Below are 11,382 nucleotides of genomic sequence, written 5' to 3'. Positions count from 1 at the left end.
CGTGAAGGAAACATGATGTCCCTGCAAGAACCGAAGACCGTAGAACTGCACCGCCCAACTCCTGCCATCAAGCTGCCGGAAGCGGCCACCTGGCCGCTGGACGACGTGATGGCGCTGTTCGAGCTGCCGTTCAATGAACTGATGTTCCGCGCCCAGGAAACCCACCGCGCCAACTTCCCGGCGGGCGACGTGGAACTGGCCACGCTGCTGTCGATCAAGACCGGCGGCTGCGAGGAAGACTGCGGCTACTGCCCGCAGGCCGCGCGCTACGACACCGGCGTGGAAGCCAAGAAGATCCTCGGCATCGACACCGTGCTGGAAGCGGCGCGCCAGGCCAAGGAAAACGGCGCCACCCGTTTCTGCATGGGCGCCGCATGGCGCAGCCCGAAAGACCGCGACATGGACAAGGTTGAAGAAATGGTGCGCGAAGTGAAGGCCCTGGGCCTGGAGACTTGCGCCACGCTGGGCATGCTGGAAGAGCAGCAGGCCGAGCGCCTGAAGGCCGCCGGCCTGGACTACTACAACCACAACCTGGACACCGCGCCCGAGTTCTACAACAACGTGATCTCCACCCGCGAATACCAGGACCGCCTGGACACGCTGGGCCACGTGCGCAACGCGGGCCTGAAGGTTTGCTGCGGCGGCATCGTGGGCATGGGCGAAACGCGCCTGCAGCGCGCGGGGCTGATCGCGCAGCTGGCCAACCTGAATCCGTATCCGGAATCGGTTCCGGTCAACCACCTGGTGCAGGTGGAAGGCACGCCGCTGCACGGCATGGACCCGCTGGACCCGTTCGAATTCGTGCGCACCATCGCCGTGGCGCGCATCACCATGCCGAAGGCGCGCGTGCGCCTGTCCGCAGGCCGCCGCCAGATGGGTGAAGCGGTGCAAGCCATGTGCTTCCTGGCCGGCGCCAATTCCATCTTCTACGGCGACAAGCTGCTCACCACCGACAACCCGGAAGCGAACGACGACCGCGCGCTGCTGGCCAAGCTGGGCCTGACCACCCGCGCCAACACGCTGGAATCGGTGCAGAAGGAAAGCTGCGCCTGCTAAATCGGGCTTGGCGGACAAGAAAAATCTAAGGCCACGAGCCGAATAGAGAGAGACCACATGTTCAAGAAAATCCTGATTGCCAACCGTGGTGAAATTGCCTGCCGCGTCGCCGCTACCGCGCGCCGCCTGGGCATCAAGACCGTTGCCGTGTATTCGGAAGCGGACGCCAACGCCAAGCACGTCGCCGTGTGCGACGAAGCGGTGCTGATCGGCCCTGCCGCCGCCAAGGAAAGCTATCTGCGCGGCGACAAGATCATCGCCGTGGCAAAAGCCACCGGCGCGCAAGCCATCCACCCCGGCTACGGCTTCCTCTCGGAGAACGCCGAGTTCGCGGACGCGTGCGCCGAAGCGGGCCTGGTGTTCATAGGCCCGCCGGCTTCGGCGATGCGCGCGATGGGCTCCAAGTCCGCCGCCAAGTCGCTGATGGAAAAGGCCGCCGTGCCCCTGGTGCCCGGCTACCACGGCGACAATCAGGACGCCGATTTCTTGAACCGCGAAGCCGACCGCATCGGCTACCCCGTGCTGCTGAAAGCTTCCGCCGGCGGCGGCGGCAAAGGCATGCGCGTGGTTGAAAATTCGGAGGCGTTCAAGGACGCGCTGGCCTCGTGCAAGCGCGAAGCCATCAGCTCCTTCGGCGACGACAAGGTGCTGGCGGAGAAATACCTGCAGCGTCCGCGCCACATCGAAATCCAGGTGTTCGCGGACACGCTGGGCAACTGCATCTACCTGTTCGAGCGCGACTGCTCGGTGCAGCGCCGCCACCAGAAAGTGCTGGAGGAAGCGCCCGCACCCAACATGAGCGCCGAGCGCCGCGCCGCCATGGGCGAAGCGGCGGTGGCCGCCGCCAAGGCCGTGGGCTACGTGGGCGCCGGCACGGTGGAGTTCATCGCCAACCAGGACGGCTCGTTCTACTTCATGGAGATGAACACCCGCCTGCAGGTGGAGCATCCAGTGACCGAAATGATCACCGGCACCGACCTGGTGGAATGGCAGCTGCTCGTAGCCGCCGGCGAGCCGCTGCCGAAGAAGCAGGACGAACTGGCCATCCACGGCCACGCCATCGAGGCGCGCATCTACGCGGAGAATCCGGAGAAGGGCTTCCTGCCGTCGATCGGCACCTTGCGCCACCTGGCGACGCCGGACGCCGTCAATTTCGAACTGGGTGACATTTCCGGCCATCCGGCCGGCGTGCGCATCGATTCCGGCGTGCGCGAAGGCGACGCCATCTCGCCGTTCTACGACCCGATGATCGCCAAGCTGATCGTCTGGGGAGCGGACCGCAAGCAGGCGCTGGCCCGCATGTCGCAGGCGCTGGCGCAGTACCAGATCGTGGGCCTGGCGGCCAATATCGCCTTCTTGAAACGCCTGGTGGAAGGCGAGGCCTTCTCCACGGCGGACCTGGACACCGGCCTGATCGAGCGCCACCACGACACGCTGTTCCCGGCCGCGCAGCCGGCGGCGCAAGGCGCGCTGGCGCTGGCCGCCGTGGCGCTGATCGAAGCGGAGAAGCAGGCATCGGCCGCGCAGTCCGGCGCCAACGCGGCCGACCCGTGGGGCTCGGCGCTGGGCTGGCGCATGAACACCGCCTACACGCGCAGCCTGTCCTTCACGGACGACTACGCGGCGGCGCTGCCGGCCAAGGCCTACAACGTGCAGATCACCTACCGCGACGCGGACTGGCTGTTCAACCTGCCGTCCTGCCCGGACGCGCAGCCCGAACGCCTTAGCCTGATGTCGCAGCAAGGCGCGGACTTCAGCATCAAGCTGGGCGGCACCGCCTGGCACGGCAGCGTGCGCCGCGACGGCGATACCTTCCACGTCTTCACCGGCGGCGCGCACTACGCGCTGGCCTACAACGACCCGATGGCGCACGCCGGCGAGACCGAAGCCGAAGGCGGCCGCCTGACCGCGCCCATGCCGGGCAAGGTGGTGGCGGTGCTGGCCGAAAAAGGCCAGGCCGTGAAGAAAGGCGACGCGCTGGTCATCATGGAAGCGATGAAGATGGAGCACACCATCTCTGCGCCGCACGACGGCGTGGTGGAGGAAGTGCTGTACGCGGTGGGCGACCAGGTGACGGACGGCGCGCCTCTGCTGGCCTTCAAGGCCGCCTGAGGAGGCCCCGCATGCGTATCTTGCTGCACAGGGCCGACGGCCAGACCGAACCCTGGATCAAGGACTTCGCGCGGCACCTGCCGGAAGCGGAAGTGGTGGTGTGGCAGGCGGAGCAAACCGCGCCGCCCTGCGACTACGCCATCACCTGGGCGCCGCCGGAAGCCATGCTGCGCAGCCTGGCCGAAGTGAAGGCCGTGTTCCTGACCGGCGCCGGCGCGGACGGCATACTGAAATTCGAGGCGGCGCTGCCGCGCAACGTGCCCATCGTCCGGCTCGGCGACGCGGGCATGGGCGTGCAGATGGCCGAATACGTCACGCACGCGGTGCTGCGCTACTACCGCCGTTTCGACGAATACGAGGCGCAGGCGCGCGCCGGACAGTGGTCGCCGCTGCCGCAGTACAACCGCGAGGATTTCGCGGTGGGCGTGCTGGGCATGGGCGTACTCGGCACGCGCGTGCTGGAAGCGCTGAAGGAATTCGGCTTTCCGCTGCGCGCCTGGAGCCGCACGGCCAAGACCATGGAAGGCGTGCAGTGCTTCCACGGCGAAGAGGGGCTGGATACCTTCCTGCGCGGCGCGCGCGTGGCCGTGTGCCTGCTGCCGCTCACGCCGGACACCAGCAATATTCTCAACCGCAGCAATATGAGCAAGCTGCCGCAGGGCGCTTACCTGATCAACGTGGCGCGCGGCGCGCACGTGGCCGAGCCGGATTTGCTTACGCTGGTCAAATCCGGCCACATCGCGGCCGCCACGCTGGACGTGTTCCGCAACGAACCGCTGCCGGTGCAGCACCCGTTCTGGCAGGAGCCGCGCATCACCATCACGCCGCATATCTCGGCACTCACGCTGCGGCGCGAAAGCGTGCAGCAGATCGCCGGCAAAATCCGCCAGATGGAGCGCGGCGAGCCGATGGCCGACGTCATCAACCGGGAACATGGATACTGATCCGAGGATAGCAAAATGAACGCACTGCCCAAACAAGTCAAAATCGTTGAAGTCGGTCCGCGCGACGGCCTGCAGAACGAGAAGGAAACCATCTCCGCCGAAGTGAAGACGGAGCTGGTGAACCGCCTGGCCAGCGCCGGCTTCGCCAATATCGAAGCGGCGTCCTTCGTGTCGCCCAAGTGGGTGCCGCAGATGGCCACCAGCAAAGAGGTGATGGCCGCCATTGCGCGCAGGCCGGGCACCATCTACTCCGCGCTCACGCCGAATATGCAGGGCTTTGAAGCGGCGCTGGCGGCCAGGGCGGACGAGGTGGTGATCTTCGGCTCGGCCTCGGAGGCGTTCTCCCAAAAGAACATCAACTGCTCCATCGCCGAATCGATCGCGCGCTTTGTGGACGTGGCCAAGGCGGCCAAGGACAACGGCCTGCGCCTGCGCGGCTCCATCAGCTGCTCCTTCGGCTGCCCCTACCAGGGCGAGGTGCCGCTGGACGCGGTGGCCGACGTGGTGGGCCGCATGCGCGACCTGGGCTGCGACGAGATCGACATCGCCGACACCATAGGCGTGGCCACGCCGCGCAAGACGCAGGCGGTGATGCAGACCGCCATCGGCGCCTTCCGCCTGGACGGCCTGTCCGGGCATTTCCACGACACCTACGGCCAGGCGCTGGCCAACATCTACGCCAGCCTGGAATTGGGGATCTCGATCTTCCACTCGTCGGTATCGGGCCTGGGCGGCTGCCCCTACGCCAAGGGCGCCACCGGCAACGTGGCGACGGAGGACGTGCTGTACATGATGAACGGGCTGGGCATCCATACCGGCATCGATCTGGACATCGTGGTGGACGCGGGGCAGTACATCTCGCAGATACTGGGCCGCAAAGGCTCCAGCCGGGCCGGCAACGCCATCGCCGCAAAGCGCGCCGGCTAGCCAAGGCGGCCTGAGCCGCATTCGGGGACTCGGCGTCCCCGTCAGACCCCGAATGCGGCTCAGCTCGCTTGATGTTTTTTTGCCGGCGGAATAGAAAAAACCCGCTTGATGTTGCCATCAAGCGGGTTTTTAAATTTTGGTCGGAGTACAAGGATTCGAACCTTGGACCCCCTGGTCCCAAACCAGGTGCGCTACCGGGCTGCGCTACACTCCGAAGAAGCAAGATAATACAAGCTGGGTTTTCTTCGGTCAAGGGCAGGGACGAAAAAACTTCAGAAATGCAGGTTTTTCTTCACTACGAGGCGTAGTCTGCGTATTTATTGGGCAAAACATCATGGCACTGCACATTTCTTATGCAGCAGGGACAGGGAGGCATCCGTATGGCGCCCCGGCCGGCAGGCCCGGCGGCATTGCCATCGGCGTGGCGATTTCGCTCGTGCTGCATGCGGTGCTGCTGTACCAGTCGCGCTTCGGCTGGTCTCCGCCTGCGCCGGCCGTGCGCGCGCCGGAAACCATTACCGTCTGGCTGCGCCCGGAGCCCAAGGCGCAGCCGCTGCGGCTGCAACCGCCGGCGGCGGCGGAACCGGACCTACCCGGCAAGGAGCGCGGGCAGCGCAAACCAGCGCCAGCAAGGAAGGCCTTGCCCGCTCCGGCAGCCACGCAGCAGGGGATGACTTGGGTGGCGCCGGAGCCGGCGGCGTCCAGTGCGGCGGCGGATCCGTTTGCGGAGCCGGCGCAGGCGGCGCCCAAGTTCGATATGGAGGCGGCCAAACGCTCGGCGCGCAAAGTGGCGCATGAGCGCGATCCGGCCAAGGCGGGGACGGCGGTGGGGCAGTTTCCGGAAAAGCCGCTGGCCAGCGAGACGCCATTGGCGCGCAAGATGTCGCAGGCGGCCCGCGCCGATTGCAAGGACGGGATTCCGGGCGGGCTGCTGGCGCCGCTGCTGCTGGCGATGGATAAGAAGGATCAGGGGTGCAAGTGGTGACCCGCCGGACGATTATTCTTCGACGCCGGCTTTCATTTGCAGGGCGCGCTCGTACAGGGCGTTTTTCTTGCGGCCGGTGATTTGCGCGGTCAGCGCGGCGGCTTGTTTCAGCGGCAGCTCGGCCACCAGCAGGGCGAGGATGCGCTCGGCTTCGGCGTCCTGTGCGTCTTCGGCTTCGGCCACGCCTTCCACCAGCACCACGTATTCGCCTTTTTCGCGGTGCGCGTCGGCGTTCAGCCAGGCCACGGCTTCGGACAGCGGGCAGCGGTGGATTTCTTCGAACAGCTTGGTCAGCTCGCGCGCGAACACCACCTGGCGCGTGGGCTCGAACGCCGCCGCCAGCGCTGCGGCGCATTCAACGATGCGGTGCGGCGCTTCGTAGAACACCATGGTGGCGGTGACGTTGCGCAGCTGCTGCAGCGTGGTCTCGCGCTGCTTGGCCTTGGACGGCAGGAAGCCGATGAAGTGGAACTGGTCGTTCAGCAGGCCGCTGGCGGAAATGGCGGTCACCGCCGCCGAGGCGCCCGGCAGCGGCACCACGCGCAAGCCGGCCGCGCGCACCGCGTCCACGATGCGCGCGCCGGGGTCGGACACGGCGGGCGTGCCCGCGTCCGACACCAGGGCGATGCGCTCGCCCGCCTGCAGCCGCGCGATCAGCGTCTCGGCCGCCTCGCGCTCGTTGTGCTGGTGGGCGGCGATGAGGGGCTTGTGCAGGCCGAATCGGGTCATCAGCTGGGCGGTGTTGCGGGTGTCTTCGCAGGCCACGGCGTCCACCAGGCTCAAAACGTGCAAAGCGCGCAGACTTATATCAGTGACATTACCGATCGGGGTCGCCACTACGTACAATGTTGCGATAGGATAGGTCTGGTTGGCTGTCTCGCCCAGAACGGGCAGGGTGGCGATGCTGGTTGCTTGTACTGTCATGGAGGTTGGATGCTGCCTATAAGAGTGAAATTGCTGCTGTTGTGCCTGGCAGCCAGTCTGACCAGCGCTTGCAGCACGCCTTGCGACGCGCCCGGCAAATTGTGCGCGCCTGTGACGTCAATTACAAGCCCGCCGCAGCAAGCCGCGCCGCCTGCGCCGCGGCCGGCGCCGCAACGCCCGCCGGAACCGCCGCCGCCGGCCGTGGAAACCTTCGCCGTGCCCATGCCCGGCACGGAGAGCGGCACGCCCGCCGCCCAGCCGAACAATACCGCACAGCCCGCCGCCGACGCCGACGCCGCGCCCGGCTACCGCATCGGCCTGATGCTGCCGCTGCGCTCGGAGCCGCTGCGCGTGGCCGCCGAGGCGGTGCGCGACGGCTTCATGGCAGCCTGGGAACGCGACCGCGCCGGCATCGCCGTCACCGTGATTGAAACCGGCGACGCCACGCAGGACGTGCTGGCCGTCTACGCCGCCGCGCTGGAGCAGCAGGACATGGTGGTGGGGCCGCTGGCCCGTTCCGCCGTCACCGCCGTGGCCGCCAGCCCGCTGGTGCTGAAACCCACCATCGCCCTCAACCACCCGGACGGGCGCGGCGAAACCACGCTGCCGGCGCAGATGATGGTGATCGGCCTGTCCATCGAGGACGAGGCGCGCCAGGCCGCCAGCTGGGCCGCGCGCGAGCAGCCGGGCGCCATCGCCTACGTGCTGTCCAACCCCGCCCAGTACCAGCGCCGCAGCGCCAGCGCCTTTGCGGCCCAATGGCAGCGCCTGGGCCGCGCCGCCAAGACGGCCGACTTGACCGTGCTGAACGGCTATCTGAACGACGCCGAGCTGGTGCAACTGCGCGCGCGGCTGCAGGCGGAGCCCTCGGCCATCGTGTTTGCCGCGCTGGACCCGGACCAGGCGCGCCAGCTGCGCGTGGCCCTGCAAGCGCCGCCGCTGGGCGACATTCCCGTCTACGGCACCTCCTCGCTCAATCCCGGCAAGGCCAGGCAGCTGCCCGGCCCGGAGCTGGACGGCGTGCACCTGCTGGACCTGCCCTGGCAGATCCAGCGCGACCATCCCGCCGTCATGGTCTACCCGCAGCCGCAGGGCAAGGACGCCGACATGGAGCGCCTGTATGCGCTCGGCATCGACGCCTTCCGCGTGGCGCATGAAATCGCCCGCAACGCCCAGCGCAAGCAGCAGGCCGATTTCCAGCTGGACGGCGTGACCGGGCAGTTGAAAGTGCATTTCGGCAATGGCCCGGCGGCGTTCGAGCGCCGCATGTTGCCTGCGGTCTACAAAAACGGCGTGCCGCTGCCGGCCACGGCCGCCCAGCCCTAGGAGCGGCCATGCCCCTCACCACGCGGCAGATGCAGGGCAACGCGGGCGAGGACGAGGCGCTGGCGCATTTGCAGCGGCATGGCCTGCAACTGGTGGAGCGCAATTTCCGCTGCAAGGGCGGCGAAATCGACCTGGTCATGCGGGACGGAGCGGCGCTGGTGTTTGTGGAGGTGCGCCAGCGCAGCGGCGGCGGCTTCGGCGGGGCGCTGGCCAGCGTCACGCCGGCCAAGCAGCGCCGCCTGCTGCACGCCGCCCAGTTCTACCTGCTGCGACTGAAACCCCTTCCGCCATGCCGTTTCGACCTGGTGGCCATCGATGCGGGCAAATTGAGCTGGCTTCGTAACGTTCTGGAAGCCCATGCCTGAAATGTAAGCATATTTAACAGCGCTTGTCCGGCCCGGCGGGCGACTGCACTATAATCCCACACCATGAATACTCAACGCATCCTCTCCCATTTCCACGAAAGTGCCGAAATCAAGATCCAGTCCGCCACCGTACTGGCGCAGCCGATAGGCCAGGCGATCGAATTGATGTTTTCGGCTTTGTCCAACGGTAACAAGATCCTGGCGTGCGGCAACGGCGGCTCGGCTGCCGACGCGCAGCATTTCGCCGCCGAGCTGGTGGGACGCTTCGAGCGCGAGCGCTTCCCGCTGCCGGCCATTTCGCTGGCGACCGACACCTCCATCCTGACCGCCGTGGCGAACGACTACAGCTACCGCGAGATCTTCTCGAAGCAGGTGCAGGCCTTCGGCCAGGCCGGCGACATCCTGCTGGCCATTTCCACATCGGGCAACTCGGCCAATGTGATGGCGGCCATTGAGGCGGCGCTGGAGCGCGAGATGCGCGTGATCGCCATGACCGGCAAGGGCGGCGGCGCCATCGGCAAAATGCTGACCGACGCCGACGTGCATATCTGCGTGCCGGCCGAACGTACCGCCCGCATCCAGGAAGTGCATCTGGTGACCATACATGCTTTGTGCGACGGCATCGACGTCGCACTGTTCGGAGGAGATGTGAATGAGTAAAGCCGGCACCGTGGTACGCCGCATAGTATTTGGCGCTGTTCTGCTGTCCTCGCTGTCCGCCTGCGTTCCGCTGGTGGTCGGCGGCGCCGTGGGCGGCACGCTGGCCGCGTCCGACCGCCGCACCTTCGGCGCGCAGACCGAAGACAAGGCCATCGCCTTCAAGGTCGAAACCAAGCTGCCCAACCTGGTGGGCGACGCCGGCCATGTGAACGTGGCCAGCTTCAACCGCCGCGTGCTGCTGACCGGCGAAGTGCGCGACCAGGCCATGAAGGACAGCCTGGAGCGCGAAGTGCGCGCCATCGAAGGCGTGCTGTCGGTGACCAATGAACTGGAAATCGCCGGCCCGGCCAGCTACACCTCGCGCTCGAACGACGCGCTGATCACCACCAAGGTGAAAGCCAGCCTGGTGGACATGAAAGACATCTCGGCCAACTCCTTCAAGGTGGTGACCGAGCGCGGCAATGTGTACCTGATGGGCCGCGTCACGCAGCGCGAAGGCACCATCGCCGCCGACGTGGCGCGCGGCGTGAGCGGCGTGTACAAGGTGGTCAAGGTTTTCGAGTATATTAGCGAAGACGAATGGAAACAGTACCAGCCTAAACCTGCAGCGAACTGATCATGTCCTCCTCCACCGCCTGGATCAAACCCGCCCTGGCCGCCGCCGTCATCGCGGGCCTGGGCGTGACCGCGTATTTCTCGCTCAGCCAGCACAGCAGCGCGCCGGACGTCACCTTCCTGGGCATCAAGGGCGAGCGGATCACGCCCGCCAGCCTGCAAGGCAAGGTGGTGATGGTGAACTTCTGGGCCACGTCCTGCGCCACCTGCGTGAAGGAAATGCCGCAGATGGTGGACACGTACAACAAGTACAAGGCGCAGGGCCTGGAGTTCGTGGCGGTGGCGATGAAGGAAGATCCGCCCAATTACGTGCTGAACTTCGCGGAAACGCGCCAATTGCCGTTCAAGGTGGCGCTGGACGTGAAGGGCGACGCGGCCAAGGCCTACGGCAACGTCGCCATGACGCCCACCACCTTCGTGATCGACAAGCAGGGCCGCATCATCAAGCGCTATGTGGGCGAGCCGGAGTTCCCGGCCCTGCACAAGCTGCTGGAAAAAGCGCTGCAAGGCTGACAGCCGGCGGGTTACGGCTGCGGCTCGGCGCCCCCGCCTAACCCGCCAGCCTCAGAATCCCGTCTGCACCGACAAATACCAGCCCTTCTGCTTCTTCTTGTTGAACACGGTAATCTCGCCCAGGTTGGCGTAGGCCGCCGTGAGCGACACATTGCGCGTCGGGAACCAGGCCACAAAGGCGTCGTAATAGGCTTTCTCCGGGTCCACGCCGAGGTTGTGCGGCTTGCGCCGGTATTCGGCGCCCAGCGCCAGCTTGCGGTTGATTAAATACGCGACCGACACTTCAGGCATCAGCCTGGCGTGGTCGCCCTGGTCGCCGCCGAAGCCCAGTATGCCCATCTGGTTGGCCTTGGTGGCGCGCAAGGTGCCGTTGACCAGCAAACTCTGCTCGAACAGGACCTTGGTGGCGGACACGTAATAGTCATAGCCGCTGTCGTCCTTGGCGCCCAGCTGCGTGACGTTGCTGACGCCCAGCGCGCCCAGGCCGCCTATGCCCTTGTTCTTCTTGTACATGATGCCCACCGCCACCTGCGGCACCCACACGTCCTGCCCGTAGACCGCGTCGCCCAGCAGGCGCACCTTGAGGCCGACGATGTCCTGCTTGATCTGCAGCGCGTCCAGCGGCGCCAGGCTGCCCTTGAAGTCCTGGCGCGCCAGCGACAATTCCAGCCGGTCGCCCACGCCGACCGCCACGCCATACGTGCCCAGCGAGTAGTCCTGCGTTTTCACATGCGTGTAGTGGGCGTTCGCGGCCCAGCTGTCGCGCGAGCCGTAGCCGGTGATCAGCGCCCACGGCGTGAGGCCGCCGCCGCCCGCGCCTTCCAGCTGGCTCACGCCGCCGGTGGCCAGGAATTTGCCCATGTCCGGCTTGCTTTGCACGCCGGGCGACGCGGTGACGATGTCGCGCTGCATGGGCGCCAGCTTGGCGATCAGCTTGTTCGACACGCTGCTCGGC

12 protein-coding genes and 1 tRNA gene are annotated in these 11,382 nt (G+C 66.6%); 10 read left to right on the top strand and 3 right to left on the bottom strand.

The features are described from left to right. Positions 1-12 precede the first annotated feature (12 nt). From bioB to AC07S4_RS19080, 4 genes are read left to right on the top strand one after another with little or no spacing between them, the layout of a single operon-like run. Entirely contained in the window at positions 13-1,056 is a 1,044-nt protein-coding gene (bioB, locus tag AC07S4_RS19095; RefSeq protein ID WP_228894157.1) for a biotin synthase BioB, read from the top strand. 57 nt (positions 1,057-1,113) lie between these two features. After that, positions 1,114-3,168, top strand: coding sequence for an acetyl/propionyl/methylcrotonyl-CoA carboxylase subunit alpha (locus AC07S4_RS19090; protein ID WP_494988151.1), 2,055 nt, complete (start codon positions 1,114-1,116; stop codon positions 3,166-3,168). 11 nt (positions 3,169-3,179) lie between these two features. Beyond that, a complete protein-coding gene (locus tag AC07S4_RS19085) occupies positions 3,180-4,112 on the top strand; it encodes a 2-hydroxyacid dehydrogenase (RefSeq protein ID WP_494988150.1) in 933 nt (310 codons plus the stop codon). A 15-nt stretch (positions 4,113-4,127) separates the two neighbouring features. After that, a complete protein-coding gene (locus AC07S4_RS19080; RefSeq protein WP_494988149.1) occupies positions 4,128-5,039 on the top strand; it encodes a hydroxymethylglutaryl-CoA lyase in 912 nt (303 codons plus the stop codon). Between the two features lie 137 nt (positions 5,040-5,176). On the opposite strand, the gene AC07S4_RS19075 is transcribed toward AC07S4_RS19080, so the two are convergent. Next, positions 5,177-5,253, bottom strand: a tRNA-Pro gene (locus tag AC07S4_RS19075). A 120-nt stretch (positions 5,254-5,373) separates the two neighbouring features. Between AC07S4_RS19075 and AC07S4_RS19070 the strand changes: the two genes are divergently transcribed. Continuing rightward, a complete protein-coding gene (locus AC07S4_RS19070) occupies positions 5,374-6,024 on the top strand; it encodes a hypothetical protein (RefSeq protein ID WP_494988148.1) in 651 nt (216 codons plus the stop codon). Positions 6,025-6,036: 12 nt separating this feature from the next. On the opposite strand, the gene rsmI is transcribed toward AC07S4_RS19070, so the two are convergent. Beyond that, positions 6,037-6,948 (bottom strand): 16S rRNA (cytidine(1402)-2'-O)-methyltransferase, encoded by a 912-nt coding sequence (gene rsmI, locus AC07S4_RS19065; protein WP_494988147.1) that lies wholly within the window; start codon positions 6,946-6,948, stop codon positions 6,037-6,039. 111 nt (positions 6,949-7,059) lie between these two features. On the opposite strand from rsmI, the gene AC07S4_RS19060 reads away from it, so the two are divergent. The 5 genes from AC07S4_RS19060 to AC07S4_RS19040 all read left to right on the top strand — a co-directional run bounded on the left by AC07S4_RS19060 (position 7,060) and on the right by AC07S4_RS19040 (position 10,427). Next, positions 7,060-8,274: a penicillin-binding protein activator gene (locus AC07S4_RS19060; RefSeq protein ID WP_494988146.1), complete on the top strand. Its 1,215-nt coding sequence runs from the start codon at positions 7,060-7,062 to the stop codon at positions 8,272-8,274. A gap of 8 nt (positions 8,275-8,282) precedes the next feature. Further along, a complete protein-coding gene (locus AC07S4_RS19055) occupies positions 8,283-8,639 on the top strand; it encodes a YraN family protein (RefSeq protein ID WP_494988145.1) in 357 nt (118 codons plus the stop codon). A 63-nt stretch (positions 8,640-8,702) separates the two neighbouring features. Continuing rightward, positions 8,703-9,299, top strand: coding sequence for a phosphoheptose isomerase (locus AC07S4_RS19050; RefSeq protein ID WP_494988144.1), 597 nt, complete (start codon positions 8,703-8,705; stop codon positions 9,297-9,299). Next, on the top strand, positions 9,292-9,915 hold the full coding sequence (locus AC07S4_RS19045; RefSeq protein WP_494988143.1) for a BON domain-containing protein: 624 nt from the start codon (positions 9,292-9,294) through the stop codon (positions 9,913-9,915). Before AC07S4_RS19050 ends, AC07S4_RS19045 begins: the two co-directional genes overlap by 8 nt. Before the next feature lie 2 nt (positions 9,916-9,917). Next, entirely contained in the window at positions 9,918-10,427 is a 510-nt protein-coding gene (locus AC07S4_RS19040) for a peroxiredoxin family protein (protein WP_494988142.1), read from the top strand. Positions 10,428-10,478: 51 nt separating this feature from the next. Here AC07S4_RS19040 and AC07S4_RS19035 read toward each other — a convergent pair whose 3' ends face one another. Next, complete coding sequence (locus AC07S4_RS19035; protein ID WP_494988258.1) at positions 10,479-11,339, bottom strand: DUF3034 family protein; 861 nt, start codon at positions 11,337-11,339, stop codon at positions 10,479-10,481. Positions 11,340-11,382 lie beyond the last annotated feature (43 nt).

The organism is Pseudoduganella sp. GW821-FHT05F09, assembly GCF_059419605.1.
The sequence above is the reverse complement of the archived record's forward strand: the minus strand, read 5'-3'. Positions and strand labels throughout refer to the sequence as shown.